This window comes from Capnocytophaga cynodegmi, assembly GCF_002302475.1.
Lineage (GTDB): Bacteria > Bacteroidota > Bacteroidia > Flavobacteriales > Flavobacteriaceae > Capnocytophaga > Capnocytophaga cynodegmi.
Map to the genome: position 1 here is coordinate 1,628,047 of NZ_CP022378.1, position 18,674 is coordinate 1,646,720.

Sequence of the window (18,674 nt, forward strand, 5' to 3'; positions counted from 1 at the left end):
CAGTTGGAATTTTTTTATTTAATAAGTCCTAAAATGTGATTAATGTTAATAATGGTTTGCAAAAGAAATCTATTATTGAAACATTTTATCAATAATTTATCTCTTTTGTTATATCCTTTGAAATTATGAATGGGATATGCTGGAACTCTGCCCTTTTCTAAGTTAAGTAAAATAGTAGCTAATTCAGAGTATTTTCTCTTACTTCTGATAAATCGAACAATAGCAAAGTAAACATATGATTCTTGCCGTGCTTTCAAACGCGAAAAGGCTTTTGGATTTTTTTCAAGGTTAGCTTTGCATATAATTTTACCGAGCCGTTCAGAGGCATAAAACATATCGTTGTTTATCTTTCTTAAACGTTCAGGATTCTTAGTTTTAATTGTCGAATCATTGTTTGTAAAATACCCATAAATACGATTTTTATAAACTCTTCCTTTCTTTACTTTTAATAGTAATTCTGTTGTAAAGATGACATCTTCACACACTCGCCCTTCTTCAAAAAAGAGATTTCTAGCGATGGCTTTTTCAAAAATGAACCAACACGATCCGTTATAATAATTGTGACTCTCAATGATATTCAGTCCATTGCCTTGATTTTCAATTTCTAAACTTTCTACTATAGTAGAGTGAGAATATGTTTTTGAAGTATGATAAGCCTTGAACCCTAGAAAATCTAAATCTTCTTTCTCCATAATTTTTAATAGACTCCCTAAATATCCTGAGTTCAGATAGTCGTCAGAATCTATAAAGTATACGTATTTGCCAACTGCGTGTTTTAATCCTACATTTCGGGCAACACTTTGACCTTGATTTTCTTGGTTGTAAACCTTAATATTTTGGTGTCTTTTTGCTAGTTGATTGCAAATTAATAAGCTACTATCAGTTGATCCGTCATTAACAAGGATGACTTCAAACTCTTCTAAAATAAGATTTTGATCAAAAAGGCTTGTTACGCACCTTTCAAGATATTTTTCAGTATTATATATAGGTATTATAATGGAAAGTTGCATAAATAAAAACTATAAATATTTTTCTAAGTGTTTTTTTTCTTTGAATAAAATTTCATTTCTTCTGTTTACTAAAATTTGTTCTATTCTTAAGAGATTGAAGCATCTATAGATAATACCTTTAATTGTGGTGTAAAAAAAATATTTTTTCCAAAAAGAATTATTAGGGTATTTCTTTAAAATATATTGCTTACTTGTGTTGGCTAGAAAATATTTCTTGTAGTAATTATTGCCGATTTCTCTATAGAAAAATAGAGGTTCAGAAAGGCTGACGAACTTATATTTCTTGTATGTCCTATACCATAATTCAGCATCTTCCATTCTAACAGCATCTATATCATAAGGATTGTTTTTAAACCATTCTGTTTTTGCCATAATGGTTGGGTGAATAAATCCCTTAACTCGCTGTAATTGTTTTGAGTTGATTACTTTGTGTCTTAATCCAATGACTATGTTATCTTTATCTATTGTGTAGGCATTAGTTCCTAATACATCAATATCAGTGTATTTTTCTAGTATCTCTATTTGTCTCTGTATTCGTTTAGGGTGCATAATGTCGTCTGCGTCCATTCTCGCTAAATACTTTGTATTTACTAAGGAAGGTATTTGATTAAGTCGAAAACCTAAGTTTTTATTTTCTCCATCAGAAAAAACTCTAATTCGATTATCCTCTTGTGCATACTTCTGTGCTATTTTTAATGAATTATCCTTAGAGCCGTCATCTATTAGCAGGAGTTGCCAATTAGAGTAGGTTTGTGCAATAACAGAGTCAATAGCTAGACTTAAAAACTGTTCTGCATTATAGAAAGGAATAGCAATTGTTACCATAATTATTTACTGATTTTGTTTATAAACTTCTTGGGGAGCTAAAAACTCTTGATTGATGTTGATTTTTGTAAGGTTTTAGGGTTTTTATGTGTTAAATGAAGTAAATGATTATTATATTCCCGTAAAGTGGCTTCCCAAACGCTAGACTGCTCATAACGTTCTACAATCATTCTTCTGGCGTTTTGTTTTAATTGAATGTACAAATTTTTATTCTCAAATAGTTGTTTCATTCCCTTTTGCAAGTCATCAACTTGTTTAGGAGGTATTATCATGCCGTTTTCTCCATCAATGATTATTTCATTACACCCGTTGATGTTAGAAACTATGGAAGGCAATTCCATTGCACCTGCTTGTATTACTGCATTTGGGAAGCCTTCTCTGTAACTTGGAAATGCTAAGGCGTTAGATATGGCAAAGTATGGGCGAACATCTTTTTGAAATCCTACTGATATGATAGAGGGATTGGTTTCAATTTCTTTTATAGTTTTTTCTTTCAGAGGGTCTAATTCTTTTTCCATAGGACCAACTAATAATAACTTCACATCACTAATTTTCAGGGAAGAAAATGCTTCAATTAGTTCATTTATTCCTTTATCGCCAACGAGTCTTCCAACAAAGATAAAAACAAAGTCATTTGGTTTGATTCCTAATTGTTGTTTTAATTCTGTTTTTTGTTCTTCTGAAACTTGAGAGGGAGAGAAATACTCTAAGTCAATGCCATTAACATTTCCATTAGCGATGACTTTCAACGGTTTTGATGTGATTTTATAGTTAATCAAATCTTGTTTTACTCCATTTCCTTCGGGATAGATATTAGTTGCTGCCCAGCATAATAGTTGGTCCATCAGGATTAAAATTTTTTGCATTAAACCTGTCTTATTTGGAAAAATGAGTCCTGTAAAAGTATGTATTCGAATAGGTACACCAGCCATTTTTGCAGCTAACATAGATAGCAAACCAGCTTTTGGAGTAATGGAATGAACGATTATAGGTTTTTCTTTCTTAAATAAAATCCAAAGGTGCAACAAAGACTTTAGATCTTGAATGAGTGCTATCCTTCTTGCTATGTGTATAGGAATGACTTTTACACCTTCATTAAGTGCAACTTCTTGTAAGGCTTCTCCTTCTGATGACACACCAATAACTTCGAAGCCTTTTTCTGATATAAAGCGGAGTTGTCCCTTTAAAAGTGTTTTTAATGAACCTGGTACAGTTGATAAACGGATGAGTTTTGTGTTCATATGAGAGTGTAAAAATATGTTTGGTTTTAAGATAAAGGATTTACAATATGGTTTTCATTAATTGGTTATATTCATTTAAAATTTCTTGCCAGATTACAGTTTGTTCATAACGCTCTATGATTGTTTTTCTGCTATTAAGTCGTAACTGTTCATACAAGTTTTTATTCTGTGATAAGATAGACATTTTTTCTCGTAGTTGTTCAATATTTTTAACAGGAACAATCATTCCATTTTTTCCCTCAATGATTATTTCATTACACCCATTGATGTTAGAAACTATACAAGGTAGTTCCATTGCACCTGCTTGCATTACTACATTTGGGAAGCCTTCTCTATAACTTGGAAATACCAAGGCGTTAGATATGGCAAAGTAGGGACGGACATCTTTTTGAAATCCTACTGATATGATAGAGGGATTTGTTTCAATTTCTTTTATGGTTTTCTCTTTTAGAGGGTCTAATTCTCTTTCTATAGTGCCAACTAACAAAAGTTTTGTGTTGTGAATATTCAGGTAGGAAAAAGCATCAATTAGTTCATTTATTCCTTTATCGCCAACGAGTCTTCCAACAAAGATAAAAACAAAGTCGTTTGGTTTGATTCCCAATTGTTGTTTTAATTCTGTTTTTTGTTCTTCTGAAACTTGAGAGGGAGAGAAGAAAGAACTATTGATTCCATTTGATGAACCATTAGCTATTACTTTTAATTTCTCCTTTGTAGTATATTTATTTTCTAAAATGAAATCATATAGACCCTTTGAGTTTGGATAAATTTTAGTGGAACATTTGTAGGTTAGTTTTTCTACAAAATCTAATATCTTTCGTTTTAGACCAGCAGTTTCCATCAATGGTAGTCCTGCCACTGTATGTAAGCGAATAGGAACTTTAGCCAACTTAGCTCCTAACATGCCTACAATACCAGCTTTTGGAGTGTGGGAATGTACAATCAAGGGTTTTTCTTTTTTACAAATGGAATAAAAATTGTACAGGGATATCAAATCTTGAATAGGAGAAATGCTACGGGTCATTTCCAATTCTATGGTTTTAATATGTTCTTCATTTTGTACATCTTGAAGTTCTTGTCCTTTACTTGATACTCCAATGACTTCAAAACCCTGCTTTGACATAAACTGATGTTGCCCTTTTAAAAGTATTTTTAAAGATATAGGGACAGTCGTTATACGTATAAGTTTGTTGTTCATTAGTGTTTTAATTATTTAGTTTTTATCATATAATGTATCATAATCTAATGAGGTTTAACTACCAAAACTTGAATAATCTGTTACAGAAATTTCAGGTTTAATCTTAAAAAGATGAGATGTTTTTAAATTTAATAATTTCCTGAAAAAGTTTATTTTTTTTAATTCATTTTTAGTTAATAGTCAAACACAATTTTATGTTTAGAAATATTTACCGAAAATAATTTATATACATATACGGGTATAAATTTTATTCCTATAGAATGGTATAATTACAAAGTTTTCTAGTTTGGTTTCCTTTTTTCTTTTAGGAAAAAAAGCGTATTTCTTCTTGGTATATATCAGTATCATTGCGTTTTGCATTGTACAAAAAGAAATTGTTTTTTTACATCTAATAAGATATTTAAGATGAGGTTATTTGGAAAAAAATATAAATACTAGCGAAAAATAGAACAATAATAGAACGGTATTGTTTTTTATTTTTTATATCACTAAAAAAAGGAATCATCAATAAAGGGATTGTAATCCAAGAAAAAAGCCCCCATCTATCGGAATAAGGAATTTGAAAAGTCATAAAAAAGAGAATACTACTTGTTATGAAGTATTTCAACAAGATTTCATATTTTTCTTTATAATTATTTTGAACACTTAATCTGAAACGGTTTGAATATAATGATAATATTAAAAAAACAGTGTTAAAAGCTACGAATTGGGGCTTGAACCCCACAGAATAAAGTTCGTTACTCCCTTGTAGATAGCCTATTCTTTTAGAGGATTCTCCCAGAATATCGGCTATAAAAGGAGCAATATTCAATAACCCAATATTTGCTGCAGCTAAGATGATTCCAATCAAATACAAAATGTTGAAATATTTCAGAGATGTCTTTTTACAAAAAATATTGATGAAAATGAAAATTATTAAAGGAATAATAGATGTGGTATGAGTAAGTATGGAAAGACATATAGCAAAATATAAGATAAACTTACTTTTACTATTTGTTGCCCATAAACTATAAGAGTACAATAGAAAAGATAACGAGAGACCCTGCCTCATAATATTTATCGACATTGTAGATGTAAAAAACAATGAAAATAAACAAAAAACTACAAGGAAGGCATTTGCTTTTTGGGAATGAGATAATTTGCTTAAAGACCTTGCCATAAAAAAATAGAATAGAAAAGCGACAAGTAAAAGAAAACTAGTGAATGACAAAGACGCTTTTTTTAGAGTACTCATCAAAGTATCAAATATAATCTCTGAAGACTCAACAGGAGGGGCACTACTCAGCCATTGGTTATAGTAAACTTCTGTATCTGTGCCAACATTATATTCACGAAACCCAACTATCCCTATAAATAGAATTGAAAAAAAAATGATGAAAGGATTACTCAATTTATTTGGCAGTAACTTATTGTTCATATCAATGGATATAGAAGAAAGTAGTGCAACGAAGACCATCGCTGAATAAATTGATATGTGTAAAGTGCTGAATAACGTTTCCGATATATATCCTTGGTTATCAAACATGATTTTTGAATTTTATTGTTTTTTTTACATCTGTTATATTAAAAAGTAGGAAGACTAAAACAGCAACTAAGAACTTTATGATAAAACTTAAGTATATATTATTTAAAATAATTATATTCTTATCTAGTATGTTTATTGTTAGTATTGGAGCTATCATTAATAAATATCGACTCATTAAAGACAATAAAGATTTCAATGTGCCTGATATCAATCTATTTAATTCTATTCCTACAATCACAAGGATAATCAAATTATGTACAACAATAGAATATATAAAAAAATAAAAATCATAAAAAACACCAATCAATATTATAGGAATAATTAATATTTTTGTAGCTAATTCTATGTCTAGATAAAGTTTAGTTTTTCCTAATACTGCTATGTAGTCAAGGGTTAAATTATACAGTACAATGAAAACCCCTGAGATGGAAATTATAGACAATATGTCTGCACTTAGAAGCCATTTCTCACTCAATATTATAAGGATCACTTCTTTAGAACAGAGAAGTAACGTGAGACAAGCTAAACAAGTAGTTAAGAATGCGACTCTTCTAAAAAATAAGAATTTTTCTAACTGTATTTTTTTGTCATTTATTTTTGACAAAGTAGAAAAACTCACTTTTTTGACAATGCTGGAAACGTTTGTGGAAAGCAAGTCCCGAAAAATGGTGGCTCTTGTGTAATATCCTAGTTGTGAGGCATTATAGAACTTTCCAATCAAGATGTAATATATGTTTAACTGTAGTGAATTTAGTAAGTTCGAGAGTAGTAAATTTATACCATACTTAGACATCTCTTTTAAAGATTTTAAAGAAAAAGATAAAGAAGGTCTCCATTTGTTAAACGCCCAAAACAATACAACTGCAATAACTTCTCCTATCAAAATTCTATATATAAGACTATATACACCATAACCTCTATATGCCATTATAATTGCACAACCTGCACTAACAGAAACAGAAATGAAAGATATAATAGTAATAATACGAAAATTTAGGTGTTTAATGAAGATAGTTCGATGGATTAATTCCAATGATATTAAAATGATATTAAGCCCTGCTAAACGTAGCAAATTTTTAAGTTCAACGAGATTAAATTGAAAAGCAATCCATTCCGATGATAAAAATAATATGGCATATAAAAGCACAGAAATGCCAATGTTGGTCAAAAAAACAGTATTATAATCTATTTGAGAGACCCTCCTTTTGTTAATTAATGCAGCACTAAATCCTCCATCTACAAATACGTTTGATAAAGCTATAAATACATTTATTATTCCTACCAAACCGAACTCTTCGGGTAAAAGCAAACTAGCTAAGATAATTCCTACAATGAAATTGAGAATTTGTTGAGAAGTATTGTCAGCAAAACTCCAAAATAGGTGTATAAAAGATTTGTTTTTTGGCATTTCTTATACTAACTTTTTTAAAATAGAAAGTTTATTACAACTTTTTATCACAATCTTTTAAGATTCCTTTTACATCGTAAACGATAGCATTCTCTTTTTTCAAAGAGTCGACGTTTACTTCTTTAAATTCCTTGTGAGCCACACCTAATACAATGGCATCAAACTTTTTAGAAGATAGTTTTTGTGAGCTTTCAACGCCATATTCGTGTTTAACTTCTTCAGGATTCGCCCAAGGGTCAAAAATAGTCACTTTTACACCAAAATCCTCCAAAGCGGCAACTACATCCACAATTTTAGTATTTCTAACATCAGGACAATTTTCCTTAAAAGTAACTCCCAACATTAGTACTTCGGCACCATTTACGTTGATGTTCTTTTTAATCATAGTTTTCACAACCTCTTCAGCAACATATTTCCCCATTGAGTCATTCAACCTTCTTCCTGCTAGAATAATTTCTGGATGGTAGCCATACTCTTGAGCTTTTTGTGCCAAATAATAAGGGTCAACTCCAATGCAATGTCCACCAACTAATCCTGGTTTGAAAGGTAAAAAGTTCCACTTCGTACCAGCAGCAGCTAAAACAGCGTGTGTGTCAATATCCATTAAGTTGAATATTTTAGCCAATTCATTAACAAAAGCAATATTGATATCACGTTGTGAATTTTCAATCACTTTAGCCGCTTCAGCAACCTTGATAGTAGGAGCTAGGTGCGTTCCAGCAGTGATTACAGACTTGTAAATATCGTCCACGATTCTCCCTATTTCTGGAGTAGAACCCGAGGTTACCTTCAAAATCTTTTCTACTGTATGCTCTTTATCTCCTGGGTTGATTCTCTCAGGAGAATAACCCGCGAAGAAATCTACATTGAATTTCATTCCTGAAGTTTTTTCTACAACTGGGATACAATCTTCTTCGGTAGCTCCTGGGTATACAGTTGATTCATATACTACAATGTCTCCTTTTTTCAGAACTTTTCCTACTGTTTCACTCGCTTTTACTAGTGGAGTTAAAACAGGTCGATTATTTTTGTCAACAGGTGTAGGAACTGTGATTATGTAAATATTTGCGTCTTTGATGTCGTGTAACTCGGCAGAACATAGAAGTCCATTGGTATTACTGTTGAAAGGGTTCTCTTTTACCAATGCAGATTGAAGCAACTCATCAGAAACTTCCAAAGTATCATCGTGTCCTCCGTTAAGTTTTTCAACTCTTTCTTTATTGATGTCAAAACCAACTACTGGATATTTTGTAGCAAAAAGCCTTGCCAAAGGCAATCCAACATAACCTAAACCGATAACAGCTATTTTGTGTTTCATTTTCTTACTTTTTATTAATGAATTTTAAGTTTCTTTATTTGAATTATTTTAAATTTTTCCAATACCAATCTACCGCTTCTTTTAGTCCCTCAGCGAACTTATGAGTTGGTTGATATCCTAAGTTTTTTTGTGCCTTTTCTATAGAAGCCAATGAGTGAGGTACGTCACCTAACCTATTTGGACCATTTAGAATTTCTACTTCTGCAATTTTCGGATCATACTTAGCAAGAAATGTTCTCAATAATTCAGCCATATCCTTAATGGTAGTTCTATCTCCTACTGCTGTGTTATATACTTGATTTACAGTGTCATTGTTTTCTGAAACCATTGCTAGAAGATTCATCTGAATCACGTTATCTATGTATGTAAAATCACGGGAATAGGTTCCATCTCCGTTAATTGTTGGCGATTGGTGATTCATTAACTGAATGACGAACTTTGGAATTACTGCGGCATAAGCTCCATTCGGGTCTTGTCTTCTTCCAAAAACATTAAAATATCTAAGTCCAATTGTGTCAAAATTATAAGTACGCTTGAACACATCAGCGTATAGCTCATTCACATATTTAGTGATGGCGTAAGGAGAAAGTGGTTTGCCAATTACATCCTCTACTTTAGGTAATGATTTAGAATCTCCGTAAGTCGAGGAACTTGCTGCGTAAACTAAACGTTTTACTCCAGCATCTCTTGCTGCCACAAGCATATTAAGAAAGCCTCCCACATTTACGTCATTACTTGTAATAGGGTCGTTGATAGAACGAGGTACTGAACCTAAGGCTGCCTGATGCAATACGAATTCTTGTCCTTCACAGGCTTTTCTGCAAGTTTCTAAATCACGAATGTCACCTTCAATTAAAGTGAAGTTTTTATTTGATAGAAATGGTTCAATGTTGTGTCTGTGACCTGTAGCAAAGTTGTCTAAAACAGTTACTATAGCACCTAATTCCAAGAGTTTTTCAGAAAGATTAGACCCAATGAAGCCAGCTCCACCAGTAACTAAAATTCTTTTTTCTATTAATTTTTTGAAAGGCATAGTTTTTATAATTATATTTTTACGTTTTCTAAAGCTTCGTGCAAAGATACGAGGTTTTTTTAAAATCGAAAAGTATTTAACATTTTGATAATACTTGTTTTTGTGTCTTTTTTAAGAAGTTTTTAAGGTCTAAAAAGAAACAGACCTTGTCAATAAGGTCTGTTAAATTACTTGATCAGTATTGGATGTTACTCGATGATTTTTTGTTTACAACTTCCCATAAATTAGTTCCTTTTTTTATGAGTGTAACGTGTGAACCATGAGGAATTGTAATGCTACTTGATAATCGTTGTTTTTGTTTTTCTCTTTGAATAGTTTTTTTTGTGAGTGTGGATTTCGTTCCAAAGTTTAAATTTAGAGGGACTTTGTTAGTTGAATTGTTAGCGTAGTATAGTTCGAATCCAGAAATGGGGATGTTGTCATTTAAGTATATAATAGGAGCTTCTATTGTGTTTTCGTTAATGTTTACGATTGTTTTATCTAGGTTTTTAACTACTTCAAAATCACTCCATCTCGAAAAGCCAAAACTAGGTAATTTGCTTTTTTCAGTGTTAATAGTTAAGATGAATTTACTATGTAAGTTTGAAAAATTGGATAAATTGGGGTCAGAGATTCCGCTGTGATTATAAAAAGGAATGCTATATCCATCTATGATTAAATTTTCAATTCTAACATCTTTTAAGTCTTCACTGAAAGAGCTAGGAGTGATATTGCGAATGGCATTTTTGTTGAAAGTTGCATTTTTGTCAGCAATAAAACGAGGATTTCTAATAGAAATATTTTTATTTCCTGTAGTTTTTACGCCTTGTTTATTACAATTAAAAAGCATAGGTATAAAATATGAAGAGAGTAAATTCGTTTTTTTTACACAATTATAAAATAAAGGATTTGCAATTTCTGTTTCAAAATTATTAGATTGATGATTTAGTATGTATACTGCTGATATATAGGATTCACGAAATTCAGGGTTTTTTACAGTTAGTTTTCCTTTTACAAGATCTGATGAGGCAGAAATAAGTAACTGATCCCCTTCGAAGATAGGGCTTATTAATTCTATGTCAAAAGTAGTAGGAATAAATTCTTTTTGGTTTGTAGGCTTTTTTTTGCTTATTTGATGGGGGGATAAACAAAAACCAGCAAAATCTCCTTCAAATTTCCCTCCATCATTTAATTTACCATTATTCCTAAAAATAGCATTGTAGATTTTTAGATTTTTAACATGTTCCCCATTTTGGTTTGGTTCAACAACAATACCAAAAGCAGGATAAGTTCCAGATGTATTAGATATTATAGGTGAGTGTATTTCTACGTTTTCACAAGAAATTATTGAAATACCTTGACGTCTATTGTCATCTAATACAGGATTGTGAATTTTTACATTTTTAGCGTTATTGATATAAAGTCCATCTCCCCACATTTTTGAGATACGAGCGTTTACTATCTTAATATCGCTGCAATCAGTTATATTTATTCCGTTTCCCCATTCTCCAGTGGTTCCCAAATGGGTATATTTGTCTCCTTCGATATTTGGATTTACAATGGTAACATTGTTTTTTGATTTCAAATCTATCACGGAATATATATCTAGTCCGTTTGGTTTTACTTTTATTTTTGCGTTAGATTCAAAAGTTATTGTGCATCCATTTTTAGGTTTTATAGCTCTATATTCACTGATTAATTCAATGTCATATGTGCCGTCCTTAATCAGAATGTTTGAGTGTTTATCCACAATGCTCTGAAAAAACGTTCTAAAATCTCCTTTTACATTTTGAGTGGTAATTATAAAATCATATTTTTCATTGTTCTTATCTAATTCTTTACGTTTTTCTGAAGAATGATCCAAGATGTCCTCAAAAGTACAAGAACTCCCTCCAAAAACAATAATAGGGATGATTCCTAAAAATAAAAGTGAAGTAATAATTCTTTTTTTCATTTGCTATTTAGTTTAGATCTTGGGGCAAAAATATGTAAAACTATTTAATAAAACAAAATGTACGACATATACTATTTCATAAAATGAGTTTCAATAATTTAGATGACTACCAAGATGTGATTTAATACTCTATGGTTCTGCACTATTTTGTCTCTATTTTTCTCTTAATTTTAAATCTTTCTTTGTATTTTCGCCCCTAAAAAAGTGTAAAAATATGGATGTTCAATTTAACATCAATGAAGATTTTAATAAGCTTGAAATAAGTGAATTACGTAGAAGGTTAGCTAAAGTAAAAGAGGGCGGTGGTAAAAAACGCCTTGAAAAATTACACCATCAAGGGAAGTTATCCGCTCGTGAACGCATTGAATATCTGTTAGATAAGGATAAAGAACATATCGAGATAGGGGCTTTTGCAGGAGAAGGAATGTATCCCGAACACGGTGGTTGCCCATCGGCTGGGGTGGTGGTTGTAATTGGCTATGTGTCAGGAAAACAATGTGTTGTGGTAGCGAATGATGCTACTGTAAAGGCAGGAGCTTGGTTTCCTATCACGGGCAAGAAAAATCTTCGTGCTCAAGAAATTGCCATCGAAAATCGTTTACCAATCATCTACTTGGTGGATAGTGCTGGGGTGTATTTGCCAATGCAGGACGAAATTTTCCCCGACAAAGAACATTTCGGACGAATTTTTCGTAACAATGCGATAATGAGCAGTATGGGTATCACACAAATTGCAGCCGTTATGGGAAGTTGCGTTGCTGGCGGAGCGTATTTGCCCATTATGAGCGATGAAGCCCTAATTGTGGATAAAACAGGAAGTATCTTTCTGGCAGGAAGTTATTTGGTAAAGGCAGCTATTGGGGAAGATATTGATAATGAAACGCTTGGTGGAGCCACTACACATTGTGAAATCAGTGGAGTGACCGATTTTAAAGCCAAAGATGACAAAGATGCGTTGGATAGAATCAAACGGACGATGGCAAAAATCGGGGCTTATGAAAAAGCAGGTTTTAATCGTGTTGAAGCTCAAAAACCACTGAAAAATCCTCAGGAAATTTATGGTATTTTGCCTAAATCACGGGCAGAACAGTTTGATATGATGGAAATTATTCTTCGTCTGGTAGATAATTCCGAATTTGATGAATACAAAGCAGGTTACGGACAAACACTCATCACAGGATACGCTCGAATTGATGGCTGGGCAGTGGGAATTGTTGCTAATCAGCGTAAAGTGGTGAAAACCAAAAAGGGTGAAATGCAATTCGGTGGAGTAATTTATTCTGATAGTGCCGATAAAGCCACCCGATTTATAGCCAATTGCAATCAAAAGAAAATTCCTTTGGTGTTTCTGCAAGATGTTACGGGCTTTATGGTGGGTTCGAAATCTGAACACGGCGGTATCATTAAAGATGGAGCGAAAATGGTAAATGCAGTGGCAAATTCAGTGGTGCCTAAATTCACGATTGTTGTTGGAAATTCCTATGGTGCAGGAAATTATGCGATGTGTGGAAAGGCATACGACCCGCGTTTAATCGTTTCGTGGCATAGTGGAAATATTGCTGTGATGGGAGGAAATCAAGCTGCCAAAGTTTTGTTGCAAATTGAAACTGCTTCACTCAAAAGCAAAGGTCAGGAAATTAGTAAGGAGCAAGAACAGGCGTTGTACGATAAGATAAAATCAAAATATGATGAGCAGATTTCACCATACTATGCTGCCGCCCGACTATGGACAGATGCTATTATCGACCCGCTCGAAACCCGCAAATGGATTTCAATCGGTATTGAGGCTGCCAATCACGCTCCTATCGAAAAATCATTTAACTTGGGAGTTTTGCAAGTATAATAATTAATTTTTAAATATTTAATATGATGAATGTAAAGAAAATATTTTTAGGAATTCTTTTTTTGGTGTCTGTGTCTCTATATTCACAGGATATTTCAAAAGCATTGAAGGTAGGAGATAAAGCTATTGATTTTACTTTGAAAAATGCTAAAGGAGAGGAGGTTACGTTGTATTCGCTTCTTGAGAAAGGAAATGTAGTAATAACTTGGTATAGAGGTGGTTGGTGTCCCTATTGTAATGTTGCTCTAAGTCAGTTACAAGAGAAATTACCAGAGTTTAAGTCGTTGAATACTAGTTTGGTAGCTCTTACGCCTGAATTGCCAGATCATAGTCTATCCACTCAAGAAAAAAATAATCTTGAATTTGAAGTACTTACTGATATTAATAATCAGATTGCTCGAAAGTATGGTGTTGTTTTTAAGTTAGATGATACAACGGCAAAGCGTTACGAACAAGCCTTACAGTTGAGCAGCCGAAATGGAACCAATTCTTCTGAATTACCTGTTCCTGCTACTTATATAATTGATAAAAAAGGGAATATACGTTATGCTTTTGTAAATCCTGATTATAAAGTACGTGTAAATCCAGAAGAAGTAATTGAGGAACTCAAGAAAATTCGTTAGGAAGTTTTGACAACGAAATTCAAAGAAAATAAAAGTGTTAAAAAAATCAAAAGTTGATAAATTTGTTAAGTCTAATTTTTTCTTTTTATAGAAAAATTGTAAATTGACTGAAAATCATTGAAATTAACTTTGTGAGTACTGTAAAATGTCTTTTATTTAGAACTTATATAAATTAACTTTAAAAGAAATAAGTTTTTTTGTATATTCCTAAGATGTTCTATTTTTGTCACTTGAATAAATCAGTTTATCAGAGCGTTCAATTAGGAAATAGTAGATAACATATTTTAATATGAAAAAGGTTAAAAACCATAAATTTTTGAATATCAGTATTTTTAGCTTTTTACTGATGTTGTTATTTTCAACTTCAGTTTTAGCTCAGGAAGGTGTGGTTCAGGGTGATCCTGTAAAAGGAGAAACCTTATTTAAAACCAACTGTATGGCTTGTCACCAGTTGGATAAACGCACAATTGGTCCTGCTTTAGGAGGTGTAACAGATAGAAGAACTAATGAGTGGCTTCATAAATGGATTAACAATAGTGCGGCGTTAATCGCTTCAGGTGACGCTGACGCAAAAGCTATATTCGAGGAATTTAATCAAGTTCCGATGGCTCCTTATGAAGGAATTCTTTCACATCAGGATATAGAGGATATTTTAGCTTACACAGCAAATCCTCCTGCAGTGCAGGAAGTTGTTGAAGAGGAAGTTCCGCAAGTTGTTGTTGAGAATCCTGAAGTAGCGAAAGAAAAATCGGTTACATATGTTACTGCTATTATAGGAATAACAGTGCTTTTAATAGCATTGTTCGTGATTTTGTTTGTTCTGGGGAATGCATCAAGAATTATTGCGAATGGGGACATTTCAGCTGAAGAGTTTGCAAAACGTAAAGAAGGGCTTCTTTCAAAAGCATTCGCAGATAATCCATTTTTGGTTGTAATGACTGTGTTGGTGCTTTTGTTTGGTTCAACGTATGCTATCTTTGGTTATTTAATGCAAATTGATGTAAATCAAGGATATGAGCCAATTCAGCCAATACACTATTCACACAAGATTCACGCTGGTGATAATCAAATTGATTGTAAGTTCTGCCACTCTGCTGCACGTGTATCAAAAACAGCAGGTATTCCTTCGTTAAATGTTTGTATGAATTGTCACGAAACAATATCAGAATATAAAGGAGCTGAAGATTTAGCAAATGGCTATACACGTGAATTTTATACCAATGAAATTAAAAAGTTGTATGAAGCTGTGGGGTGGGACGAGAAAACATTTACTTATACAGGAAAAACTAAACCAGTTCGTTGGGTTCGAATTCACAATTTGCCTGATTTTGCGTATTTCAATCACTCACAACACGTTAACGTAGCGGGACTTGAATGCCAAACTTGTCACGGAAAGGTGGAAGAAATGGAAATCGTTCATCAACACGCTCCATTAACAATGGGCTGGTGTGTGGATTGTCACAGAAAAACAGAGGTTAATACCGAAAATGGATATTACCAGAATTATAAGGAAGTTCACGCTGAACTTGCTAAAAAACTTAATGTAGAGAAACTTACTATCGCTCAGTTAGGAGGTTTAGAGTGTGGTAAGTGTCACTACTAATTCAATTATTATTAAAGAGTTAAATTTCAGATTATAACTATGGCATCAAACAAAAAGTACTGGAAAAGTGTAGAAGAACTTAGTGAAAATTCAGTCTTAGATACACTGAAACAGAATGAGTTTGTGGAAGAAATTCCTGTTGATGAGTTTTTAGGTGATAAGGCAATTTTGGAGTCGTCATCAACTTCGCGTCGTGATTTCTTAAAATATGTAGGTTTTACTACAGCTGCTGCTACCTTAGCTGCTTGTGAGGGACCTGTACATAAGGCAGTTCCTTATGTGGTTCTACCTGAGCAAATTCGTCCGGGAGTAGCTGATTATTATGCAACTACCATAGCTGATGGGTTTGATTTTGCAAGTATTTTAGTTAAAACCCGTGAAGGACGTCCTATTCTGATTGAACATAATCGTGAGGCAAAATCACATTGTGATGCCAATGCAAGGGTAATGGCTTCTGTTTTAAGCTTGTATGATAATTTACGAGTTAAAAATCCTATTGCTAAGGGAGGAAATTCTATCTCTTGGTCAAATTTAGATGCTGAAGCAATAAAAGCTTTCGAAAAAGCTACACAGAATGGAAAACAAGTTGTTGTTCTGAGCCATACTTTGGCGAGTCCTTCCACATATAAACTGATAGAAAATCTTAAAGAAAAATATCCAACATTAAAATTAGTTGAATATGATGCCATCTCAGAGGAAGCCACACTAAATGCTTTTGCGAAAAAGTACAATATTCGTGCAATGGCCGATTATGATTTTGCTAAAGCTGATGTAATTGTTTCATTTGGGGCAGATTTTATTGCTGATTGGCAAGGAGGAGGTTTCGAAAGTGGATATGCTAAAGGACGTATTCCTGCGAAAGGAAAAATGTCACGACATATTCAGTTTGAAGCAAATATGACGTTATCGGGTGCTAATGCCGACAAACGTGTCCCTGTTACACCATCGCAACAAAAGGTAGCTTTAGCTAAATTTTATGAGTACTTAATGGGTACTTCTGTCGCAGGAAATCTGCCAGAGAACGTAGAAGAAGCAGTTAAAAAAGCAGCACTTCAGGTTAAAAAGGCTGGGACAAAAGCCGTGGTAGTTACTGGAATTCAAGATGAAGATGCACAGTTGTTAGTTTTGGAGATAAATGAGAAATTGGGAAGTGAATCCTTTAATCCTCAGTCTCCTATATTAACAAGAAAAGGGAACTTAGCAGAGTTAAAGCAGTTAGTTTCTGATATGAATGCTGGAAATGTAGGAGCGTTAGTTATCAATAACATTAATCCGTTATATACTTTTCCTAATGCTTCTGAGTTTGCAAAAGCTTTAGAAAAAGTAGAATTTTCAGTTTCTTTTTCAATGAAAGCTGATGAAACCGCTATCAAAACGAATTATATAGCTGCTACTCCACATTACTTGGAATCTTGGGGTGATGTAGAGTTGAAGAAAGGATATTATGCACTGACACAGCCAACAATTCGTCCATTATTTGACACTCGTCAGTTACAAGATGCTTTGTTGAAATGGTCAGGTTCGGATAAAACATACTATGATTTCGTAAAAGAATACTGGACAGCAAATATCTTGGGTTCAGCAAAATGGAATCAGGCTTTACACGATGGGTCTTTTGCAATTCCTGCTGAAGGAGAATCTCTTTCTAAAAATGAAGTGTCTGTTAGTGAATTAATTACAAACTTAGCCAAATCTGAATCCAAAGGGTTTGAGCTTACCTTATATACAAAAGTGGGAATAGGAGATGGACAACAAGCCAACAATCCTTGGTTACAAGAACTTCCAGACCCAATAACAAGAACCACTTGGGATAATTACGTAACAATGTCAGCAGCTGATGCTAAGCAATTGGGTGTTAAAAACTGGCACGTAGCAACGGGTGCATTAGACGGGGATTACGTTAAAATTACTGTAAACGGAGTTAGTTTAAAAGTTCCTGTATTAATCCAGCCTGGTCAAGCTAAAGGTTCGTTAGGGTTAGCTTTTGGCTATGGTAGAGTAGAGGGTATGAAGAAAGAAATGCAGGTAGGCGTGAATGCTTATCCGCTTTATCATAACTTCAATAACGTACAGAAAGTTGAAGATATTACAAAAGTAGATGGTACGCACGAATTTGCTTGTATTCAGCTACATAATACTCTGATGGGACGTGGAGATATCCTCAAAGAAACTACTTTGGAGGAATTTAATACTAAACCAGCTGAGGAATGGAATAAAAAGCCAGTAGTTTCATTGGATCATAAAGAAGTTCTGGCTTCAAGTATATCCCTTTGGGAGTCTTTTGATCGCTCGTCAGGACATCATTTCAATCTTTCAATAGATTTGAATGCTTGTACAGGTTGTGGAGCTTGTGTAATTGCTTGTCACGCGGAGAATAATGTGCCTGTAGTAGGTAAAGAAGAGGTGAGACGTTCAAGAGATATGCATTGGTTGCGAATTGACCGATATTATTCTTCTGATGAAACTTTTGCAGGTGACCTTAACACAAAAAACAACATTAAAGGGTTGGGAGCTGCACTTTCTACCTATGGAGAGATGGAGATAGCTTCAGAAAATCCTCAGGTTGCTTTTCAGCCAGTGATGTGTCAACATTGTAACCACGCTCCTTGCGAGACAGTTTGCCCTGTTGCTGCAACATCTCACGGTCGTCAAGGACAAAATCATATGGCTTACAATCGTTGTGTAGGAACTCGTTATTGTGCCAATAACTGTCCGTACAAGGTTCGTCGTTTTAACTGGTTCTTGTACAACAACAATGATGAGTTTGACTTCCATATGAATAACGATTTAGGAAGAATGGTATTGAATCCTGATGTTGTGGTTCGTTCGCGTGGGGTAATGGAAAAATGTTCGTTCTGTATCCAACAAACACAAGCTGTTATTCTTAAAGCTAAAAATGAGGGACGTGCAGTTCGTGAAGGGGAGTTTAATAACGCGTGTGCTTGTTCGGCAGCTTGCGGAACTGGAGCGATGGTGTTTGGTGACATTAATGAGAAAAACAGTGAAATAGCTAAATTGGTTACCGATGACAGAGCTTATCATTTGTTAGAACATATTGGAACAAGACCTAATGTGGTTTATCAAGTAAAAGTAAGAAATACAGCAGAAATTTAA

13 protein-coding genes are annotated in these 18,674 nt (G+C 33.4%); 4 read left to right on the plus strand and 9 right to left on the minus strand.

Annotated features, from left to right (window positions below):
- Positions 1-14: 14 nt before the first annotated feature.
- The 9 genes from CGC48_RS07350 to CGC48_RS07390 all read right to left on the minus strand — a co-directional run bounded on the left by CGC48_RS07350 (position 15) and on the right by CGC48_RS07390 (position 11,491).
- Positions 15-1,010: a glycosyltransferase gene (locus CGC48_RS07350; protein WP_098029064.1), complete on the minus strand. Its 996-nt coding sequence runs from the start codon at positions 1,008-1,010 to the stop codon at positions 15-17.
- A gap of 9 nt (positions 1,011-1,019) precedes the next feature.
- Entirely contained in the window at positions 1,020-1,835 is an 816-nt protein-coding gene (locus tag CGC48_RS07355) for a glycosyltransferase family 2 protein (RefSeq protein ID WP_098029065.1), read from the minus strand.
- A gap of 38 nt (positions 1,836-1,873) precedes the next feature.
- Positions 1,874-3,076: a glycosyltransferase family 4 protein gene (locus tag CGC48_RS07360; protein ID WP_098029066.1), complete on the minus strand. Its 1,203-nt coding sequence runs from the start codon at positions 3,074-3,076 to the stop codon at positions 1,874-1,876.
- 40 nt (positions 3,077-3,116) lie between these two features.
- Positions 3,117-4,199 (minus strand): glycosyltransferase family 4 protein, encoded by a 1,083-nt coding sequence (locus CGC48_RS07365; protein WP_098029067.1) that lies wholly within the window; start codon positions 4,197-4,199, stop codon positions 3,117-3,119.
- Positions 4,200-4,674: 475 nt separating this feature from the next.
- Positions 4,675-5,691: an EpsG family protein gene (locus CGC48_RS07370; RefSeq protein ID WP_232780475.1), complete on the minus strand. Its 1,017-nt coding sequence runs from the start codon at positions 5,689-5,691 to the stop codon at positions 4,675-4,677.
- 100 nt (positions 5,692-5,791) lie between these two features.
- On the minus strand, positions 5,792-7,207 hold the full coding sequence (locus CGC48_RS07375; protein WP_098029069.1) for a lipopolysaccharide biosynthesis protein: 1,416 nt from the start codon (positions 7,205-7,207) through the stop codon (positions 5,792-5,794).
- A gap of 34 nt (positions 7,208-7,241) precedes the next feature.
- On the minus strand, positions 7,242-8,525 hold the full coding sequence (locus CGC48_RS07380) for a nucleotide sugar dehydrogenase (RefSeq protein WP_098029070.1): 1,284 nt from the start codon (positions 8,523-8,525) through the stop codon (positions 7,242-7,244).
- Positions 8,526-8,568: 43 nt separating this feature from the next.
- Positions 8,569-9,558 carry an SDR family oxidoreductase gene (locus tag CGC48_RS07385; protein ID WP_098029071.1) on the minus strand — a complete coding sequence of 330 codons (990 nt, stop codon included), beginning with the start codon at positions 9,556-9,558 and terminating at the stop codon, positions 8,569-8,571.
- A 175-nt stretch (positions 9,559-9,733) separates the two neighbouring features.
- Positions 9,734-11,491, minus strand: a complete 1,758-nt coding sequence (locus CGC48_RS07390) for a right-handed parallel beta-helix repeat-containing protein (protein ID WP_098029072.1) — start codon at positions 11,489-11,491, stop codon at positions 9,734-9,736.
- A gap of 214 nt (positions 11,492-11,705) precedes the next feature.
- Between CGC48_RS07390 and CGC48_RS07395 the strand changes: the two genes are divergently transcribed.
- From CGC48_RS07395 to CGC48_RS07410, 4 genes are all read left to right on the plus strand, one after another.
- Entirely contained in the window at positions 11,706-13,334 is a 1,629-nt protein-coding gene (locus CGC48_RS07395) for an acyl-CoA carboxylase subunit beta (RefSeq protein ID WP_098029073.1), read from the plus strand.
- A gap of 23 nt (positions 13,335-13,357) precedes the next feature.
- A complete protein-coding gene (locus tag CGC48_RS07400; RefSeq protein WP_232780476.1) occupies positions 13,358-13,957 on the plus strand; it encodes a peroxiredoxin-like family protein in 600 nt (199 codons plus the stop codon).
- 289 nt (positions 13,958-14,246) lie between these two features.
- A complete protein-coding gene (locus tag CGC48_RS07405; RefSeq protein WP_198537132.1) occupies positions 14,247-15,560 on the plus strand; it encodes a c-type cytochrome in 1,314 nt (437 codons plus the stop codon).
- Between the two features lie 39 nt (positions 15,561-15,599).
- Entirely contained in the window at positions 15,600-18,674 is a 3,075-nt protein-coding gene (locus CGC48_RS07410) for a TAT-variant-translocated molybdopterin oxidoreductase (protein WP_098029074.1), read from the plus strand.

Bases quoted from the DNA above. Each gene is read 5' to 3' on its own strand.
- CGC48_RS07350 (WP_098029064.1), bottom strand. From the start codon at position 1,010: ATGCAACTTTCCATTATAATACCTATATATAATACTGAAAAATATCTT.
- CGC48_RS07355 (WP_098029065.1), bottom strand. From the start codon at position 1,835: ATGGTAACAATTGCTATTCCTTTCTATAATGCAGAACAGTTTTTAAGT.
- CGC48_RS07360 (WP_098029066.1), bottom strand. From the start codon at position 3,076: ATGAACACAAAACTCATCCGTTTATCAACTGTACCAGGTTCATTAAAA.
- CGC48_RS07365 (WP_098029067.1), bottom strand. From the start codon at position 4,199: ATGTCAAAGCAGGGTTTTGAAGTCATTGGAGTATCAAGTAAAGGACAA.
- CGC48_RS07370 (WP_232780475.1), bottom strand. From the start codon at position 5,691: ATGAACAATAAGTTACTGCCAAATAAATTGAGTAATCCTTTCATCATT.
- CGC48_RS07375 (WP_098029069.1), bottom strand. From the start codon at position 7,207: ATGCCAAAAAACAAATCTTTTATACACCTATTTTGGAGTTTTGCTGAC.
- CGC48_RS07380 (WP_098029070.1), bottom strand. From the start codon at position 8,525: ATGAAACACAAAATAGCTGTTATCGGTTTAGGTTATGTTGGATTGCCT.
- CGC48_RS07385 (WP_098029071.1), bottom strand. From the start codon at position 9,558: ATGCCTTTCAAAAAATTAATAGAAAAAAGAATTTTAGTTACTGGTGGA.
- CGC48_RS07390 (WP_098029072.1), bottom strand. From the start codon at position 11,491: ATGAAAAAAAGAATTATTACTTCACTTTTATTTTTAGGAATCATCCCT.
- CGC48_RS07395 (WP_098029073.1), top strand. From the start codon at position 11,706: ATGGATGTTCAATTTAACATCAATGAAGATTTTAATAAGCTTGAAATA.
- CGC48_RS07400 (WP_232780476.1), top strand. From the start codon at position 13,358: ATGATGAATGTAAAGAAAATATTTTTAGGAATTCTTTTTTTGGTGTCT.
- CGC48_RS07405 (WP_198537132.1), top strand. From the start codon at position 14,247: ATGAAAAAGGTTAAAAACCATAAATTTTTGAATATCAGTATTTTTAGC.
- CGC48_RS07410 (WP_098029074.1), top strand. From the start codon at position 15,600: ATGGCATCAAACAAAAAGTACTGGAAAAGTGTAGAAGAACTTAGTGAA.